Annotated in this window: 9 protein-coding genes; 6 read left to right on the top strand and 3 right to left on the bottom strand. The window is 70.7% G+C overall.

Features of this window, described 5'->3' with window-relative positions; all coding sequences use genetic code 11:
• Positions 1–34: 34 nt before the first annotated feature.
• From AB0J58_RS02370 to AB0J58_RS02345, 6 genes are all read left to right on the top strand, one after another.
• Positions 35–562, top strand: a complete 528-nt coding sequence (locus tag AB0J58_RS02370) for a DinB family protein (RefSeq protein WP_364209104.1) — start codon at positions 35–37, stop codon at positions 560–562.
• Between the two features lie 46 nt (positions 563–608).
• Positions 609–1,559: a DUF389 domain-containing protein gene (locus AB0J58_RS02365; RefSeq protein ID WP_364209101.1), complete on the top strand. Its 951-nt coding sequence runs from the start codon at positions 609–611 to the stop codon at positions 1,557–1,559.
• Positions 1,560–1,633: 74 nt separating this feature from the next.
• Positions 1,634–2,539: an ABC transporter ATP-binding protein gene (locus AB0J58_RS02360; RefSeq protein WP_364146939.1), complete on the top strand. Its 906-nt coding sequence runs from the start codon at positions 1,634–1,636 to the stop codon at positions 2,537–2,539.
• Entirely contained in the window at positions 2,532–3,410 is an 879-nt protein-coding gene (locus AB0J58_RS02355) for an ABC transporter permease (RefSeq protein ID WP_364209098.1), read from the top strand. The genes AB0J58_RS02360 and AB0J58_RS02355 overlap by 8 nt, the downstream gene beginning before the upstream one ends.
• Positions 3,407–4,321 (top strand): ABC transporter ATP-binding protein, encoded by a 915-nt coding sequence (locus tag AB0J58_RS02350; protein ID WP_343968279.1) that lies wholly within the window; start codon positions 3,407–3,409, stop codon positions 4,319–4,321. Before AB0J58_RS02355 ends, AB0J58_RS02350 begins: the two co-directional genes overlap by 4 nt.
• Positions 4,322–4,323: 2 nt before the next feature.
• Positions 4,324–5,040 carry an ABC transporter permease subunit gene (locus tag AB0J58_RS02345; protein WP_343968282.1) on the top strand — a complete coding sequence of 239 codons (717 nt, stop codon included), beginning with the start codon at positions 4,324–4,326 and terminating at the stop codon, positions 5,038–5,040.
• 64 nt (positions 5,041–5,104) lie between these two features.
• On the opposite strand, the gene AB0J58_RS02340 is transcribed toward AB0J58_RS02345, so the two are convergent.
• The 3 genes from AB0J58_RS02340 to glmM form a co-directional block, all read right to left on the bottom strand.
• A complete protein-coding gene (locus AB0J58_RS02340) occupies positions 5,105–5,758 on the bottom strand; it encodes a hypothetical protein (protein ID WP_364209095.1) in 654 nt (217 codons plus the stop codon).
• Between the two features lie 83 nt (positions 5,759–5,841).
• Positions 5,842–17,553: a putative Ig domain-containing protein gene (locus tag AB0J58_RS02335; RefSeq protein ID WP_364209092.1), complete on the bottom strand. Its 11,712-nt coding sequence runs from the start codon at positions 17,551–17,553 to the stop codon at positions 5,842–5,844.
• A gap of 408 nt (positions 17,554–17,961) precedes the next feature.
• Positions 17,962–19,317, bottom strand: a complete 1,356-nt coding sequence (gene glmM, locus AB0J58_RS02330) for a phosphoglucosamine mutase (protein ID WP_343968289.1) — start codon at positions 19,315–19,317, stop codon at positions 17,962–17,964.

Below are 19,317 nucleotides of genomic sequence, written 5' to 3'. Positions count from 1 at the left end.
CCTGAACGGATCGGCGGTGTGACAAGGTCGGCCGGTGCCTGTTTCCCGTGCCGAACTGCTCCGCTGGCAGTTCGATCTGACCTGGTCGCTGTTCGAACTCCATCTGGAGGCGCTGAAGCCGGAGGACTTTCTCTGGGAACCCGTGCCCTACCACTGGACGGTACGCCTCGGCGCCGACGGGAGGTGGACACCGGACTGGGACGACGCCGAACCCGACCCCATTCCGGTCCCCACCCTCGGGTGGGTCACCTGGCACATCGGCTGGTGGTGGACGGTGACCATCGACCACGCGCGGGGCCGGACGCCACGTGACCGAAAGGAGATCGGGTGGCCCGGCGACGGGCAGGCCACCGTCGACTGGTTGCGCGGCCTGCGCGTGGAGTGGCTGGCGGTGCTGGACCGGCTCACCGACGCCGATCTGGACGCCGTCGCCCCCTTCCCCTGGCCGGACAGCCCCGGGCTGACCGTCGCCCACACGGTCGCCTGGGTCAACTCCGAGCTGATGAAGAACGTCGCCGAGATCGGCCAGCTCCGTCTGCTCCGCGCCGCGTCCGCCGGGTGAATTCTCCGGGGTTCAGTGCGCCGCCCACAGGTCCTAGGGTTGGCCCGTGTTGCATCTGCGCGTGATCAGTCCGCCGGAACTGTCGGACGGGGTACTGGAGGTGCTCGAAACCTGCGTCGGCGTGGTCAACATCGTGGTGCTTCCCGGCGCCGCGCGCTCCCCCGCCGGAGACCTCGTCCAGTTCGACGTCGCCCGCGAGGCCGCCAACGAGGTGATCGAGCACCTGCAGCGGCTCGGCCTGCACTCCGAGGGGTCGATCGCGGCCGAGGAGGTCGACCTGTCGATCTCGGAGGTGTCCGAGCGCGCCCAGGAGGAGGCGCCCGGCGACGGGGACGACGCGGTGGTCTGGGCGGAGTTCGCCCAGCGGGTCGGCGACGACTCCCGGCTCACCTGGGCCTTCCTCGCGTTCCTGGTGATCGCCACGCAGATCGCGGCGATCGGGGTGATCGTCAACTCGCCGATCCTCATCGTCGGCGCGATGGTGCTGGGGCCGGAGTTCGGTGCGATCGCGGCCATCTGCTTCGGCCTGATCCGTGCCGACCGGCTGCTGATCGGCCGCGCGCTCCGTACCCTGGCCGTGGGCTTCGCCGTCGCCCTCGTGATCACCTTCGCCTGCGCGCTGGCCTGGCGGTGGCCGGGCTGGATCGACAGCGGCTCGCTGCGGACCGGGCACGAGGAGATCGAGTTCATCGTCAAGCCCGACAGGTGGTCGTTCATCGTGGCGCTGCTCGCCGGGGCCGCCGGGGTGCTCTCGGTGACCGCCGGCAAGTCCTCGGCGCTGGTCGGCGTCTTCATCTCGGTCACCACGGTCCCGGCCGCGGGCTACTTCGCGGTCGCCGCCGCGCTGTCGCGCTGGGGTGACATGGGCGCGTCGGCCGTCCAGCTCGGGGTGAACGTCGCAGGAATGATCATCTCCGGGGTGCTGACGCTCCTCGTGCAGAGGGCCTACTGGTCCCGGTTCGGCATGCGGCTTCCGGCACCCCCCGGCAGGCGGTGAACCGCCCTTTTGGACGAGAGGGTCTCCTTCGTATGACTGAGGTGCCCGCCCGCGACGGCGGATAGTGTCCCGGTATGACTATCCTCGCCACCGAGGGACTGACCAGACGTTTCCCCCGGGTGACGGCGCTCGACCAGCTCACCGTCACCGTCGGCCCCGGCGTGACCGGTCTGGTCGGCGCCAACGGCGCGGGCAAGTCCACGCTGATCAAGATCCTGCTCGGCCTGCTCGAACCCAGCGCCGGCCGCGCCCAGGTACTGGGCATGGACACCGCGACCAGGGGCGCGGAGATCCGCCGGATCGTGGGCTACATGCCCGAGCACGACTGCCTGCCGCCCGATCTGTCCGCCACCGAGTTCACCGTGCACATGGCCCAGATGTCCGGCCTGCCGCGCACCGCGGCCCGCGAGCGCGCCGCCGACGTGCTGCGCCACGTCGGGCTCTACGAGGAGCGCTACCGCGCGATGGGCGGCTACTCCACCGGCATGAAGCAGCGGGTCAAGCTGGCCCAGGCCCTGGTGCACGACCCGCGCCTGGTCCTGCTGGACGAGCCCACCAACGGCCTCGACCCGCAGGGCCGTGACGAGATGCTCGCGCTGATCCGCAGGATCGGCTCGGAGTTCGGCATCAGCGTGCTGGTCACCTCCCACCTGCTGGGCGAGCTTGAGCGGGTCTGCGACCACGTCATCGTGATCGACGGCGGCAAGCTGCTGCGCTCCTCGGCCATCGGGGAGTTCACCCAGCAGACCCAGAGCGTGACCGTCGAGGTGGAGGAGGGCCAGGACGCGCTCGCGGCCCGGCTGACCGAGTTGGGGGAGACCGTGACCCCGCACGGCAGGATGCTGCTCGTCCACGTCCGCGCACCGGAGACCTTCGACGTCCTCCGCGACGCCGTCTGCGAGCTCGACCTCTGCCTCGTCCGCCTGGAGCAGGGGCGCCAGCGCATCGAGGACGTCTTCAGGGAGCCGGCCAATGTCTGAACCCACGGGTGTCATCCACGACATCGGATACCGCCACTACGACGGGGCGCGGCTCGGCCGGGGCCACGCCACCGCCGCGCTGGCCGTGCACAGCCTGCGCGGGATCTTCGGACTCGGCCGCACCGCCCGCTCCAAGATCATTCCCTTCATGCTGGTGGGCGTCATGCTCCTGCCCGCCGTCGTGTCCATCGCGGTCATGGCGCTGATCAAGCAGGAGGGGATGCGCTACACCGAGTACGCGGTGATCATGCAGGCCGTCCTCGCGATCTTCCTGGCCTCGCAGTCGCCGTACGCCGTCGCCCCCGACCTGCGCTTCCGGGTGCTACCGCTCTACCTGTCGCGCCCGGTGACGCTCTGGGACTACGTCGGGGCGAAGCTGGCGGCGATGACCGCGGCGATGTTCCTGCTGCTGGCGGTGCCGCTCACCGTGCTGTTCATCGGCGAGGTGGTCATCGACCTGCCCGGCGACACGCACACCGTCGAATACCTCACCGGCATGGCCGGCGCGGCCGGCTACGCGCTGCTGCTGGCCTGCCTCGGCATCGCCATCGCCTCGTTCACCCCCAGACGCGGTCTGGGCGTGGCCTCGGTCATCGCCCTCTACCTGCTCGCCTCCGCCGTCTCCACCGTGCTGTTCGGGGTGCTGGAGTCGATGGGCAACGACGCCGCCGCCGCGTGGGCCTGGCTGATCAACCCGTTCTTCCTGGTGGACGCCGCCGTGCACGTCGGAATCTTCGGGGCGGCCCCCGCCTCGAACGTCATCTACCCCTCGGGCGCGGGCAGCCTGGTCGCCGGAGTGATCATGATCGTGCTGATCGGCCTGTCCGTGACGGCCCTGATCGCGCGCTACCGGAAGGCGGCCTCCCGATGAGGATCGAACTGGCACAGGTCTCCCGCTGGTACGGCAACGTGGTCGCCGTCAACGACATCACCATGACCGTCGGCCCCGGCGTCACCGGGCTGCTCGGCCCGAACGGCGCGGGCAAGTCCACGCTGCTGCACATGATGGCCGGGTTCCTGGCGCCCTCGGGCGGCACCGTCACCCTGGACGGCGACCGGATCTGGCGCAACCACCAGATCTACCGCTCCATCGGCCTGGTCCCCGAGCGCGAGGCCGTCTACGGCTTCCTCACCGGCTGGCAGTTCGTGCTGTCCAGCGCGAGGCTGCACCGCCTGCCCGACCCCGAGGACGCCGCCGGCAAGGCACTCGCCCTGGTGGAGATGGAGAGCGCCAAGGACCGCAGGATCGAGACGTACTCCAAGGGCATGCGCCAGCGTGTCAAGGTGGCCGCCGCCCTGGTGCACGACCCCCAGGTCCTGCTGCTCGACGAGCCGTTCAACGGCATGGACCCCCGCCAGCGCCTGCACCTGATGGACCTGGTCGGCGCCATGGGCGCGGCGGGCAAGACCATCCTGTTCAGCTCGCACATCCTGGAGGAGGTGGAACGCGTCGCCCAGCACATCGAGGTGCTGGTCGCGGGCCGGCACGCCGCCTCCGGGGACTTCCGTGAGATCCGCCGCCGGATGACCGACCGCCCGCACCTGTTCAGGGTCCGCTCCAGCGACGACCGCCGCCTGGCGTCCGCGCTGATCGCCGACGCCTCCTCGGGCGCGGTCTCGCTGACCGCGGCGGGCCTGGAGGTGCAGGCGGTCGACTTCCGGCGCTTCACCCGTCTGCTGCCCAGGGTCGCCAGGGACGCGGACGTACGCGTCTGGCAGGTCTCCCCCGCCGACGAGGACCTGGAGAGCGTCTTCTCCTACCTGATCAACAGGAGCAGCTGATCATGAACGGTGTCATCGCCGGAATCTCCTACCGGGCCCTCCTCGGCCGCCGCCGGATCTGGCTGCTGATCATGCTGCCCCTGGTGCTGGTCGCCATGGCGGCCCTGCTGAACCTCATCGGCGCCGCCGACGAGCGGACCGCGGTCACGCTCATGCGGACCTTCGCCATCGGCACCATGCTGCCGCTGCTCGGTCTGATCGCCGGGACCGGGGTGATCGCCCCCGAGATCGACGACGGCACGATCATCCACCTGCTGGCCAAGCCGATCTCCCGCCCGGTGATCGCGCAGACCAAGTTCGCGGTCGCCGCCTCGATGCTCGCGCTGTTCGCCGCCGTACCGACCTTTGTCGCGGCCTACCTGCTGGTCAACCTCGAATCCGGGATCGCCTACGGCTTCGCCCTCGGCGCCCTGGTGGGCGGGATCGCGTACGCGGCGGTGTTCATGCTGCTGGGCGTGCTGACCCGGCACGCGGTCACCATCGGCATCGTCTACGCGCTCGTCTGGGAGGGTGTGGTGGGCAACTTCGTCCCCGGCGCCCGGAGGTTCTCCATCCAGCAGTGGGCCCAGTCGATCGCCGACCAGGTGTCCTCCTCGCCGTTCTTCTCCACCGAGATCACCCTCGGCTTCGCCGTACCGGCCCTGCTGATCATCACCGTCGGCGCGGTGGTCTGGTCGGGCCAGCGCCTCCGCGGCTTCTCCCTCACCGGCGACGAGTAGGCCCTGTGCACCCCCACGGCCGGAGGTGCACAGGTACGCGGGTCCATGAGGCCGGGCGCGATCGTTACGAGGACGACCGCCCCGGGTGACGGCGGAGTCCGGTTCGGCGGAAGGCCAGGAGCACGGCCAGGGCCAGCAGGCCGGCGCCGGCGCCCGCGTACCACAGGCGGCTCGTCACGGGGCCGGCCGCCTCGTGGGCGGCCGCCTCGGCGGCCGCACCGGCCGGCAACCGGTCGGAGTGGGTGGCGCAGACCAGGGGCCTGTCGTCCGTCTTGACGCTCGCACAGGCGACGGTGGCCAGGCGGAGCAGGTCCTGGGGGGTGTCTCGCACCTCGGCGACGGTGTGGAAGACGACCTTCTCACCCGCCGGCACATCGGCGGTCCAGAGCACCTGGCCCGCCTCGGCCCTGCCCTGGCCGTCGGCCGAGACGAGGTGCAGGCCGGTCGGCAGGCTCTGGGTGACCCTGAGTCCACGCGCCCTGTCCGCGCCGATGTTGTCGACGGTGACGGTGTAGGTGAACCGGTCCCCCTCCTCGGCGGTGGTCTGGCCGTTGTCGATGCCGATGCTCAGCCTGGGGGCGGCCATGACGGCCGCCTTCCCCTCCTTGCCGTCGGGATGCGGTTTGAGGGCGGACGCCGCCGAGGGCGTGGCAAGGGTGACGACCAGGACCGCGCCGAGTCCGCAGAGAGCGGCGGCACACCGTGTGATCACTGCCATGGCTTGCTCCTTCACGTTGTTCGGGTGTCGGGTGAGAGGTGCCTGGTGCGCCCCGCCGGGTTCCCGGCGGGGGCGTCTGCGCGTCAACTGGCCGTCGCGACGTAGGTGAGCGTCGCCGAATAGCCGCCGACCGGAACAAAGGGGATGTAACCCTCAAAGTCATTGCCGATGGCGTCCCCGCCGGGAGCGGACGGGCCGTCCTGCCGGTGGACGAGCACCGGGGTGGTGGCCGAGACGTCCTGGAAGGCCGATGTGCCGCTCTCGCGCACGCGCAGGTTCCCGATCGGGATGGTGGCGTCGTTGCCGGGCCGGTCCGAGGTGAGCTCGGCCGAATCCGCCTGCACGGTGACGCTGTAGCCGTCGAAGCTGTTCGTGATGACGGTCATGGTCACGGCTCCGTTGCTCCTGACCGTCGAATCCGGGGTGCCTGCCAGGACGAAACCGCCGGTCAGGTCGGTGAGGGTGATGCTGGTGGGGATCAGGGTGATCACGACCGAGCAGCGCGGGTCGGTGCCCCCGACCGGGCAGTTGCCACCCGTCGTCGCCGAGGTGACCCGGTTGTCGAGGGTTCCGTCACCCGTGGCCTCCTCATCGGTGACGACGGTGAAGGTGATGACCGCGCTCGCCTCCATCGGCAGCGCCCCGGTCCAGCCGAGGACCCCGCCGGCATAGCTGACGGTGCCGCTGGAGGCGCTCGCGTCGTTGTTGTAGACGGCGTCGTCGAGCACCCCGGCCAGCGAGTCGGTGACCACGGCAGCGGCGTACGGGGTCTCACCGGTGTTCGTGACCGTGATCGTGTACTGGACGGTGGCCTTCACCGCCACGGCACCGCTGTTGTCAGCGGTCTTGGTGATGGTGAGACCGGGAGTCAGGACCGCGACGGTCGTGGTGCAGCGAGGATCGCCTCCCGCCGCGGGACATGTCGTTCCGGCGGCGGCGGAGCTGACGGTGCCGGTCAGGGCCTTGTCACCCGGAGGGGGATGGATGGTGGTGACCGAATAGGTGACCGTCGCGGTGGCACCGATGGCGAGGTCGCCACTCCAGCCGAGGACGTCGTCGGCGAAGGCGACGGTGCCGCTGGAGGCACTCGCGTCGTCGCCGTAGACGGCGTCGTCGAGCATCCCGGCCAGTGACTCGGTGAACGCGGCACCGGCGTAGTCGGTCTCGCCGGTGTTGGCCAGGGTAACCGTGTAGTGGACGGTGCCCCCGGCGACGACGGTGCCGGTGTCGGCGGTCGCCGTGATCGTGAGTTGCGGCACCAGGACGCGCACGAGTGTCGCGCAGGCCGGGTCGGTGCCGCCCACCGGACAGGTGCTGCCCTGCGTGGTGGAGCTCACGCCGCCGGCCAGGACCTTGTCACCGGGGTCGGGATCCCGCACCGTGACGGAGTAGGTGATCACGGTGCTCGCGCCCATCGCGAGGGCGCCGGTCCAGGTCAGTTTCGGCGCCGTGTAGTCGAAGACGCCGGTGGAGGCGCTCGCGTCCCCGTTGTAGACGGCGTCGGGGAACACCCCGTCGAGCGCGGCGACGACGGAGGCCGCGGCGTGGTCCGTCTGCCCGGTGTTGGTGACCGTGATCGTGTAGCCGACCGTGCTCCCGGGGGTCGTGGTCGCCGTGTCGGCGGTCATCGCGATGCTCAGCGCGGGGATCAGGATGGTGACGGTCGCGGTGCAGGCCGGGGCGGTGGAGGCCACCGGGCAGCCGCTGCCCGGCGCGGACGAGGAGACGACGCCGGTCATGCCGGTGTCCCCGGTGTCGGGGTCGTCGACCGTCACCGTGTAGGTGACGGTCACCGTCGCGCCGACCGCCAGATCGCCGGTCCAGGTCAGGGTCTGCCCGGCGACGGCGACCGTGCCGACCGTGGCGGTCGCGTCCCCGTTGTAGGCGGCCCCGTCCAGCACGTCGGCGAGAGCGTTCGCGACGCTCACCCCGGTGTACGGGGTCTGGCCGGTGTTGGCGATCGTGATCGTGAACCGCGCGACGCCTCCGGGGGTCGCGGTCGCCTTGTCCGCGGCGATGGAGACGGCCAGTCCCGGGGTGAGCACGGTCACCGTCGAGGTGCAGGCAGGGGTGCCACCACCCACCGGGCAGGTGCTGCCCGGTGCGCCGGAGGCGACGGTGCCGGTGAGCAGCCGGTCACCGTCGCCCGGATCGTTGACGGTGACCGAGTAGCCGATGGTCACCGTCGCGCCGATCACCAGATCGCCGGTCCAGGTCAGGCTCTGCCCGGCAAGGCCGACCGTGCCGACCGTGGCGGTCGCGTCCCCGTTGTAGGCGGCGTCGTCCAGCACCGCCGCCAGCGGATCGGTGACGGTCACGCCGGTGTGGTCCGTCTGCCCGGTGTTGGTGACCGTGATCGTGTAGCCGACCGTGCCACCGGGGGTCGTGGTCACCGCGTCGGCCGTCTTGACGATGGTCAGCGCCGGAACGAGCACGGTGACGAGCGCCGTGCACGCCGGAACGGAGCCGGTGGACGGGCAGGTACTGCCCAGCGTGTCGGAGAAGACCTGGTTTTCGAGCAGCTTGTCGCCCAGGTCGGGGTTGTTCACGGTGACCGAGTAGGTGATCGTCGCTATCGCGCCGACCGCCAGGTCACCGGTCCAGGTCAGAGCGGAGCCGGTCAGGGTGACGGTGCCGCTCGTGGCGCTCGCGTCACCGTTGTAGGTGGCGTCCGTGAGCACCCCCGCGAGGTCGTCGGTCGCCGTCGCCCCGGTGTACGGGGTCTGGCCGGTGTTGGCGACCGTGGTCGTGTAGGTGACGGTCCCGCCGGGAGCGACCGTCGTCCGGTCGGCGCTCGTGACCAGGGCCAGGACGGGGGTCAGCACGGTGACCTCCGAGGCACAGAGCGGGTCGGTGCCCCCCACCGGGCAGTTGTTGCCCGGGGCGTCGGAGGTCATGACGGCGTTCAGCACCTTGTCGCCCGGATCGGGGTTCCGCACCCTCACCGAGAAGGTGATGGTGACATTCGTGCCGATCGGGAGAAGACCGGTCCACGCCATCTGGCCGGCCGCGGGGGTGAAGACGAGGTTTCCCGACGAGGCCGTTCCGTCACCGTTGTAGACCGCGTCGTCGAGGACCCCGGCGAGCAGGCCGTTCACGGTGATGCGGCCGCTGTACGGCGTCCGCCCGGTGTTGGCGATCGTGACCGTGTACTCGACGACCCCGGTCGGGACGGCGGTGAAGGCGTCCGCCGTCATAGTGATCCTGATTCTTGAGATCAGGACCTCGCTGAAGCAGCGGGTGTCGGTACTTCCGGCCGGGCAGGTACTGCCCGCGGTGGCCGAGGTGACCGTGTTGGTCAGCTTCTGGTCACCGGTACCGGGGGCGTTCGTCGTGACGCTGTAGGTGAGGGTGACCCCGTCGCCGGGGTCGAGGGCTCCGGTCCAGGTCAGGTTGGAGCCGGCGAAGGTGACGGTGCCGCGCGTGGCGCTCGCGTCGGTGTTGTAGGCCGCGTCGTCCAGCACTCCGGCCAGCGCGTCGGTGAACGTCGCCGCGGCGAAGGACACCTGCCCGGTGTTGGTGGCAGTGACCGTGTAGGCGACCGTCCCTCCGGGGGTGGTCGACGCGGTGCCGGGTGTCTTCACGATCGTCAGGATCGGGGTGAGGATGACGACCCTCGCGTTGCAGGCCGAACTCCCGCTGCCGGGCGGGCAGGTGCTGCCCATCTCGGTGGAGGCGACGTCGTTGCTCATGAGCTTGTCACCGTTGGGATGGCTGTTCACGGTGAGGGAGTAACCGACGGTCGCGGTCGCGCCGACCGCCAGATCGCCGGTCCAGGTCAGGGCCTCGCCCGCGAAGCCGACCGTGCCGCTCGTGGCGCTCGCGTCACCGTTGTAGGCCGCCCCGTCCACCGCGCCGGTCAGCGAGTCGGTGACCACGGCGCCGGCGTACGCGCTGTTCCCGCTGTTGGCGATGGTGAGCGTGTAGGCGACCGTGCCGCCGGGGACCACCACGCTCCGGTCCGCGACCTTGGTGATCGTCAGGCCGGGGGTCAGCACGGTGACCGAGGTGGTGCAGCCGGGAGCGGCCGCCACCGGACAGCCGCTGCCCTGCGCCGCGGAGACCGAGGTGAGTGTGATCAGCTTGTCGCCGGTGTCGGGGTTGTTCACCGTGATGCTGCCGGTCAGCGTGACGCTGCCGCCCACCGGAATGCTGCCGGTCCAGGTCAGCCCGTCGAGACCCAGCGACAGCGACCCGGAGGTCGCGCTCTGGTCGCCGTTGGGCACGCTGTCGTCGACCCCCCCGATCCCGTTGAACAGCACGCTGATCCCGTTGTACGGCGTCTGCCCGGCGTTGGTCATCACCGACGTGTAGTGCACCACCTCGCCCGGCAGGTAGGTCGCCGCGTTGGACGTGGTCACGATGGTCAGCCTGGCCACGGTCACGGTGACCGAGCAGCGCGGGTCGGCGCTCGCCGCGGCGCAGTTGCCGTCCGGCGAGGTCGAGACCAGGGTGTTGACGAGGGCCCCGTCGGGTGAGGTGCCCACCGTCACCGAGTAGACGACCGTGGTCGATCCACTGGCGGGGACGGTTCCGGTCCAGGTCAGTTTGGGCGCGGTGTAGCCGACGGTGCCCGTGCCCGCCACGGCGTCGTTGTTGTAGGTGCTGTCGTCCAGGACGTCGGTCAGATCATCGGTGAACGTCGCGCCGACGTAGGGCGTCAGCCCGCTGTTGCTGATCGTGACGGTGTAGGTGACCGTCTCGCCCCGCCCGGCCGAGGGGGTGCTCGCGGCCTTGTCGAAGGTCAGCGAGGTGGTCTGGGTGACCGGGACGCTGGTGCCGCAGCGGGGGTCGGTCCCGCCGGCCGGGCAGTTGTTACCGGCGGCGGTGGAGGTGATCACGCTCGCCAGGTTCGCGTTACCGGTCACCGGGTTGTCGACGGTGACCGTGTAGGTGATCGTCGTGCTCGCGCCGGGCGCGAGGTCTCCGGTCCAGGTCAGATCGGAGCCGGCGAAGGAGACGCCGCCGGTCGTCGCCGTCGCGTCGCCGTTGTGGACCGCGTCGTCCAGCACATCCGCCAGCGATTCGGTGAACGTCACCCCCGCGTAGGGGAGCTGTCCGGTGTTGGTGGCGATGATCGTGTAGGTGATCGTGCTTCCCGGCACGGCCTTGGTGGGCACGTCGGTCTGGACGACGGTCAGCGCGGGGACGAGCACGATCACGGTGCTGGTGCACTGCGCGTTGCCACTCGCCGGGGCGCAGTTGCCGCCGCCGGTGGGCGAGGAGATCGTGCCGGTCAGGTTCCTGTCTCCGGGGTCGGGGTTTCGCACGGTGACCGAGTAGGTGATCGTCGTGCTCGCCCCGACCGCCAGATCGCCGGTCCAGGTCAGATCGGAGCCGGCGAAGGAGACGCCGCCGGTCGTCGCCGTCGCGTCGCCGTTGTGGACCGCGTCGTCCAGCACGCCCGCCAGCGCCTCGGTGAACGTCGCACCGGTGTACGGCGTCTGCCCGGAGTTGGTGACGGTGACCGTGTAGCCGACGGTGCCCCCCTGGACCGTGACGGAGGTGTCGGCGGTGTTGGTGATCGTCAAGCCGGGGACGACGACGTTGAGCAGGGCCGTGCAACGGGGGTCGGAGCCGCCGGCCGGGCAGTTGTTACCGGGAGCGGCCGAGACCAGGGTGCCGGTGACGATCTTGTTCCCGGTGGGAGGATTCTTCACGGTCAGGGTGCCGGTGACCGTGACGGTGCCTCCGACGGGAATGTTGCCGGTCCAGGTGATGGCCGTGGCGCCGAGGACCAGCGTCCCGGAGCTCGCGGTCTGGTCACCGTTGGGGACGGCGTCGTCGACGGTGCCGGCGGTCGGACTGGAGACGCTGATCCCCGTGTAGGGGACCTTCCCGGTGTTGGTGAAGGTGGCGTTGAGCCGGATCGTCGAACCCGGTGTGGCACTGCTCCCGACGTAACCCTGCGAGATGACCAGCCGCGCCACCGCCACCACGACGGTGCAGCGCGAATCGGTGCCCCCTGTCGGGCAGTTGCTCCCCGTGGTGGGCGAGACGGCGGTGCTGGAGAGCAGAGCGTCTCCGGTGCCGGGATCGTTCACGGTGACCGAGTAGGTGATCGTGGTACTCGCGCCGACCGCCAGGTCACCGGTCCAGCCCAGGTTGGACCCGGCGAGGGTGACCGTACCCGTCGTGGCGCCGGCGTCCGCGTTGTAGGTCGCGTCGTCCAGCACCCCGGTCAGCAGGTCGGTGACGGCGGCCCCGGTGTACGGGGTCTCCCCGGAGTTGGTGACGGTGACCGTGTAGCCGACGGTGGCCCCCGGCCTCGTCGTACCGGTGTCCGCGCTCGCCGCGATGGTCAGCCTCGGCACCAGGACCGTCACCACCGAGACGCACCCCGTGCCGGCGCTCCCCACCGGGCAGGTGCTGCCCGGGGCGGACGACACCGCGGTGTTGGTCATCACCTTGTCGCCGCGGTCGGGGTTTCGCACGGTGACCGAGTAGGTGACGGTCGCGCTCGCCCCGATCGCCAGGTCACCGGTCCAGGTCAGGTCGGACCCGGCGAAGGCCACGGTGCCGGTCGTCGCGGTCGCGTCGCCGTTGTAGACGGCGTCGTTGAACACCTGGGCCAGTTGGCCGGTGACCCGGGCACCGCTGTAGGGGGTCTGCCCGGTGTTGGTCACCGTCGTCGTATAGGTGACCGTGCCACCCGGCGTGGTCGTCCGGGTGTCGGCGGTGTTCGTGATCGCCAACGCCGGGACCAGGACGGTGACCAGGGTGAAGCACCCGGGCGCCGACGCGCCGACGACCGGGCAGGTGCTGCCGGGAGCGGCGGACGTGACGGCGCCTCTCAGGACCCTGTCGCCGGTGTCGGGATCGTTCACCGTGACCGAGCCGGTGATGGTGACCGTCGCACCGATCGCGATGTCCCCGGACCATGTGATCGAGCCTCCCGGGGAGATGCCGACGCTGCCGGAACTGGCCGTGAGGTCGCCGCCGTAGGTCACGTCGTCGAACGCGGCCGAGACGTCGAACACGGCGCCGATGCCCGTGTACGGGGTCTGCCCGGTGTTGGCCAGCGTGGTGGTGTAGTTCACGACGCCCCCCGGGGTCGTCGTGGCCACGTCCGCCCCGGTGCTGATCGTCAGCCGCGGGACGAGAACCGTCACGCTGCCGGCGCACCGGGGGTCACCGCCGCCCGCGGGGCAGTTGCCGCCGGCGGTGGCCGAGGTGAGGGTGCCGGTCAGCGTCCTGTTCCCGGTGTCGGGGTTGTCGACGGTGACCGAGTAGGTGATCGTGGCACTCGCGCCGACCGCCAGGTTGCCGGTCCAGGTCAGCGTGGAGCCGGCGAAGCCGACCGAGCCGCTGGTCGCGGCGGCGTCCGCGTTGTAGGTCGCGTCGTCGAGCACCCCGCCCAGCGCGTCGGCGAACGTCGCGCCGGTGTAGGCGGTCTGCCCGGTGTTGGTGACCGCGACCGTGTAGTTCACGACCGAGCCGGGAGTCGTGGTCGACGTGCCGGCCGACTTGACGATCGTCAGGCCGGGGATCAGGACCGTGACGGTGCTGAAGCACCCGGGGGCCTGGTTGCCGGCCGGGCAGTTGTTACCCGGCGCGGCGGAGGTGACGGCGGTCCGCAGGAGCCTGTCGCCGGTGTCGGGATCGTTCACGGTGACCGAGCCCGTGATGGTGACGCTCGCGCCGATGGCCAGGTTGCCCGTCCAGGTGAAGGTGCCGTCCAGATTGTTGACGACGGTGCCCGACGTCGCGGAGAGGCTGCCGTTGACCGTCGCGTCGTCCAGCACACCCGCCAGGGAGGCGGTGAAGCCGGTCCCGGCGTACGGGGTCTGCCCGGTGTTGGCGGCCGTCAACGTGTAGTTCACGACCGAGCCCGGCGTGGTGGTGGCCACGTCCGCGCCGCTGCTGATCGTGAGGCCCGGAACCAGGACCGTGACGGTGGCGGTGCACGGCGCGGCGCGGTTGCCGGCCGGGCAGGTGCTGCCGGGGGTACCGGAGGTGATCGTGTTGGATACGGTCCGGTCCCCGCCGTCGGGGTTTCGCACCGTGGCCGAGTAGGTGATGTTCGCGCTCGCGCCGGGAGCGAGGTTCCCGGTCCAGGTCAGGTTGGGGCCGGTGTACGACACGCTGCCACCGGAGGCGGTCGCGTCCGCGTTGTAGACGGCGTCGTCGAGCAGGCCGGCCATCGAGTCGACGAACGTCGCGCCGGTGTACGGGGTCTGACCGTTGTTCGTCACCGTGACGGTGTAGCCGATCGTCCCGCCGGGGGTCGTCGTCGCGACGCTGGCGACCTTGGCGATGGACAGGCCGGACACGGTGACGGTGGCGGAGCACCGGGGGTCGCCACCGCCACTCGGGCAGGTGCTGCCGACGGTCGACGAGGTCACCGCGTTGGCCAGCACCTTGTTACCGGTGCCCGGGTTGCTCACGGTGACCGAGTAGCCGATGGTCACCGTCGCTCCGGCCGGCACGTTGCCGGTCCAGGTCAGGCTCTGACCGGTCACCGAGACCGAGCCGATGTTCGCGGACGCGTCACCGTTGTAGGTCGCGTCGTCGAGAACACCCGCCAGCGGGTCGGTCAGTGTCGCCCCGTTGAAGGCGCTCGACCCGGTGTTGTTCACGGTGATCGTGTAGGTGAGCGTTTCACCGGGCACCACCGAGGAGGCATTGGCCGTCTTGACCATGACCAGCGGCCCGGCCACCATGACCAGCGTCGCGGACTGGGTGGCGGCCAGGCCGGCGGCGTCGACCACCCGGAAGGTGACGGGGGAGCCGCCCGTCGTGGTCGGGGTGCCCGACAGCACGCCGGTGGAGGCGTTCAGGGTGAGCCCAGGGGGCAGGCTGCCCGCGCTGACCGACCAGGTGTAGGGCGTGACCCCTCCGCTGACGGTGAGCGGGACGCTGTAGGAGACTCCGACCTGCCCTGCCGGTGGCGCTGGGAAGGTGAACGCCGGCAGCGCTGCGATCGTCAGGCTCACCGTCCTGGTGTCGCCCTGGTTCAGGGCGTCGAGCGTTTTGACGGAGAAGGAGTAGGCGCCTCCCGCCGTCGGGGTGCCCGACAGCACGCCGGTGGAGGCGTTCAGGGTGAGACCGGGCGGCAGACTGCCCGCCGTGATCGACCAGGTGTACGGCGCGGTGCCCCCGCTCACGGTCAGCGGGACACTGTAGGGGATGCTCACCTCGCCGTTGGGCGGCGCCGGGAACGTCAGGGCGGGCGCCGCCGCGATGACCAGGGTGACCGCCCGGGTGACGGTCACGTTGCTGGCGTCCGTCACCTGGGCGGTGAAGGAGTAACCGCTCCCCAGCGTGGGGGTGCCCGACAGCACGCCGGTGGAGGCGTTCAGGGTGAGACCGGGCGGCAGGCCGCCCGCGCTGACCGACCAGGTGTACGGCGCGGTGCCCCCGCTCACGGTCAGCGGGACACTGTAGGAGACGTTCACCTCGCCGGCAGGCGGCGCCGCGAAGGTGAAGGCGGGAGCGGAGTTGGGGACGACGGTGGCCGACGATTCGGACGGCGTGCCGGAGCCCGCCGCGTTCGCCGCGGCTACGGTGAACCGGTACGAGGTCCCCGGTGTCAGACCGGTGACGGCCTGGGTGGTCGCATTGCCGTTGAACGTCTGGGACGGCTGCGCGACGCCACCGATGTAGGGCGTGACGAGGTAGCCGGTGATGTCACTGCCGTTCGTCGCCGGCGCCGTCCAGGTGAGGTTCACCGAGGAGGTTCCGGCGGTGGCCGAGGTGATGGCCGGCCTGCCGGGAACGGCGTACGGGGTGACCGCGCCGGACGCCGGACTGGCCGTCCCGGTGCCGAAGGCGTTCGTGGCGGTCACCGTGAAGGTGTACGGCACAGCGGTGGTCAGCCCGCTCAGCGTCCGGGTGGTGGTCGAGGCGTCATAGGCCACCGGGGTCTGGGCCACCCCGTTCTTGTACGGGGTCACCAGGTAACCGGTGATGGCGCCGCCGTTGTTGTTCGGCGCCGTCCAGGTCACCGTGGCGCTGCTCACCCCCGCCGTGGCGGTGGGGGCGGCGGGCGCGGCCGGGGAGGCGGCGTAGACGTAGGTGGCGGACGCGGCGAGTCCCAGGGTGACCACGGTGACCGACACCGACGCGCTGGCGGCTCGGGCAGGCATGGCGGGAATGGTCAACGTGCCGTTGGCATTGGCGGTGAAACACCCGGTGGTGGCCCCCGAGGCGCAGGGCGTCAGGACGACGGCGGTGCCGGCCGCCTGCTCGGCGGCGGTACCGATCATGATGGCCGTCGCGTTGGAGATGTTCGTCCCGCTCACGATGTTCGAGGAGCCGCCGGAGATCGAACCCGTCGTCGAACTCAGGCTGACGCCGCTGGGCGCCGACGGCGGCGTTCCCTGGGTCGTCGTCGTCGAGTAGGCGGGGTTGGCGTCGATCGACGAGGCGGTGACCACGGTCGCGGTCTGGATCAGGGCCTGGGTGACACCGGTCCCGGTGACGACGCCCGTCATCGTGATCGGCGGTAACGTCGCTCCGGCCGCGAACGGGACGTTGCCGTTGGTACAGGTGACGGACTGCCCGACCGGCGCCGCGCAGACCCATCCCGTTCCGTAGGCGCCGGTGGGCACCACCCCGGCCGGCATGGTCTGGGTCATCGAGATCGGCGAGGATTCCGCGATGCCGTCCGCGCTGACACCGGAGACGACACTGTAGGTCACGGGGCTGCCCGGCGCCGGCGTCGTGGCGCTGTAGCCGGTCTGCGCGACGGTCAGCTGGGGGACCGAGCTGACCGTGGTCACCGTGGCCGCGTCGACCTCGTGGAAGTCGGTCACGCTTCCGGTGGAGGCCACCCAGCCGAAGGCCAGTTGCCGGGGAGTCCCGTTGGCGTTCAGCCAGCTCGCCGGATACAGGCCGGTGGGCACCGTCGGAAGACTGCCGGTCAGGGTCTTGTTCGTACCGCCCACCAGGGTGACCACCACCACGTAACTGCTGGGCGGGACCACCAGTCCGGCGGCGGTGGTCAGCGACGCCGCGGTGGGGTTGATACCGATCTGCACAGGAACGGCGGTACGGCTGGTCGCCCGCAGCGCCAGTGGGGTGGCACTCGTCGAGGCGGCCGTGGTGTTGAGCGCGCAGTATCCGACGGTACCGTTGCCCGGCCCGCGGATGACGACCTGGCCGGGTACCCGAACCCCCGTTCCCGGCAGGTTCGCGCAGCCGCTTCCCTGGTAGGTGCCGCTGCTGAAGTTTCCGTACACGTCGAGGCCGATGCCGAGATAGCCGTACGCCAGGCCGACGATCGAGCCGGTCCCGGAGTAGCCGAGAGCGCCGCCCGACTGACCGATGTTGGCCGGCGACTTCGGGTTCGCCGGATCGACCGCCGCCAGCACGAAGGTGATGCCGTCGGCCCCGCCCCCGCCGTACTGGTAGGTGTTGAACGTCACGTCGAGCCCCTGCGAGGCGGGCACGCTGACCGCGCCGAAGAGACCACCCGTCTTGTTGGTCGTCGCGTTCGTCAGGCGCAGTTTGCCCGAGCCCTGACTGTCGGTGTTCCCGCTGCAGCTCTGCAGGACGCCGGTGCCGCCGTTGCCGGAGGCGGTCAGGCAGGCGTAGTTCGACCCGCTCGACCCGCTCGGCAGCGAGGGCAGCACCACGGCACCGGTGCCGTTGGCCGTGTTGTTGTGGAAGGGCTGGTTGAACACGACGGTGCCGGCCGCCGACGCGGCCGTGGTGGCCGGGACGCTCAGCGCACCGGCGGCCATGCTCAGCACGAGAAGTCCGGAGAGGGTCCGCCCGCATCGCGGCAGCACGCCCTTCGCCGTGACCGTGGATCGGCCCGCTCCCCTCGCCGGGCACGGGATGCCGTTCATCGTGACCACCGGAGATCCGCGAAGCGGATCGCGGGGCCGGTCATGGGGACGGCGCCGAGAACAGCGGGAAACAAGGACACGGCGCGACACCCCTTCGATCGATCGTGATGCCGGCGGTCTTCCGCCCTACGGGCATCGTGGCCATCGAGGCGATCAGCCGACCGCCGGGCTCGGAGCCGTTCGACACGATGAACCGTGCTGGGAAGGGGAATCCCTCCGCAAACACTGAAAGTGTCCGATCAACTACTTAGAGTGTCAATCAACGCGAAGTGCGGCGTGGCGCCGGACAAGAAGGGCGGAAAGGACGTCACATGCGCGATCGCTCATCGTCGCAGCGCTGAGGGCCGGGAAACGTCAGAGCACGGCCCGCACTCGGAGTGCGGGCCGTGCTCTGGTGATCCAGGTGATTCAGACGCAGGCCGTACGGACGACCTCGGCCAGCCGGCCCGCCAGTTGCTCGGCCTGCTCCGCCGAGGCGGCCTCGACCATGACGCGGATCATCGGCTCGGTGCCGCTCGGCCGGATCAGCACCCGGCCGGTCTCCCCCAGCTCCGACTCCGCGGCGGCGACCGCGGTCTCCAGCTCCGGAGCCGACGCCTTGGCCCGGTCGACGTCTTTCACGTTGACCAGGACCTGCGGCAGACGGGTCATCACCGAGGCCAGCTCCGCCAGCGGCTTCTTCGCCCGCGCCATGACCGCCAGCAGGTGCAGCGAGGTCAGCAGGCCGTCCCCGGTGGTGGCGTGGTCGAGCATGAGGACGTGGCCGGACTGCTCGCCACCCAGGTTGTAACCGCCCGCCCTCATGGCCTCCAGGACGTAGCGGTCGCCCACGGCGGTCTCCACCACGTCGATCCCCGCGCTCTTGAGCGCGAGCTTGAAACCCAGGTTGGACATGACCGTGGCCACCACGGTGTCGCCGACCAGCTTCCCCTCGGCGTGCATGGCCATGGCCAGCACCGCCATGATCTGGTCACCGTCGACGATCTCGCCGGTGTGCGAGACGGCCAGGCAACGGTCCGCGTCGCCGTCGTAGGCGATGCCCACATCCGCGTCGCGGGAGACGACGATCTGCTGGAGCTTCTCCAGGTGGGTGGAGCCGACCCCGGCGTTGATGTTGAGGCCGTCGGGGCGCGCCCCGATCGTCTCCACCGTGGCCCCGGCCCGCAGCAACGCCTCGGGAGCCACCATGTGGGCGGCGCCGTGGGCGCAGTCGAGGACCACGTTGAGGCCGTCGAGACGGCAGTCCACCGTGGACAGCACGTGGGACACGTAACGGTCGGCCTCGCCGTACGCCTCGCGCACGCGGCCGACCGAGGCACCGACAGGGCGCTCCCACTTCTCGCCGAGCCGCTGCTCGATCTCGATCTCCACCGCGTCCGGCAGCTTGTAGCCGCCGCGAGCGAGGAACTTGATCCCGTTGTCCGGGGCGGGGTTGTGGGAGGCGGAGATCATCACGCCCATGTCGGCTCTGAGAGCCGTGGTCAGGTAAGCGACCGCCGGGGTGGGCAGCACGCCGAGCCGGAGAACGTCCACGCCAGACGACGCAAGGCCGGCGACCACCGCGGCCTCCAGGAATTCTCCTGAAGCCCGGGGGTCCCGGCCCACGACGGCGACGGGGCGGCCTCGCCGCCCCACGCTGGCGCTGAACGCCCCGGCATCGCCGAGGACATGAGCCGCGGCCACGGACAGGTCCATGGCGAGCTCGGCCGTGAGGTCGCGTCCCGCGACCCCACGTACCCCGTCGGTGCCGAAAAGGCGCCCCAA

It is taken from the genome of Streptosporangium sp. NPDC049644 (assembly GCF_040675205.1).
Classification (GTDB): Bacteria; Actinomycetota; Actinomycetes; order Streptosporangiales; family Streptosporangiaceae; genus Streptosporangium; species Streptosporangium fukuiense.
This window is presented reverse-complemented; position numbering and strand designations above follow the sequence as displayed.

Bases quoted from the DNA above. Each gene is read 5' to 3' on its own strand.
- AB0J58_RS02360 (WP_364146939.1), top strand. From the start codon at position 1,634: ATGACTATCCTCGCCACCGAGGGACTGACCAGACGTTTCCCCCGGGTG.
- AB0J58_RS02355 (WP_364209098.1), top strand. From the start codon at position 2,532: ATGTCTGAACCCACGGGTGTCATCCACGACATCGGATACCGCCACTAC.
- AB0J58_RS02350 (WP_343968279.1), top strand. From the start codon at position 3,407: ATGAGGATCGAACTGGCACAGGTCTCCCGCTGGTACGGCAACGTGGTC.
- AB0J58_RS02345 (WP_343968282.1), top strand. From the start codon at position 4,324: ATGAACGGTGTCATCGCCGGAATCTCCTACCGGGCCCTCCTCGGCCGC.
- AB0J58_RS02340 (WP_364209095.1), bottom strand. From the start codon at position 5,758: ATGGCAGTGATCACACGGTGTGCCGCCGCTCTCTGCGGACTCGGCGCG.
- AB0J58_RS02335 (WP_364209092.1), bottom strand. From the start codon at position 17,553: ATGAACGGCATCCCGTGCCCGGCGAGGGGAGCGGGCCGATCCACGGTC.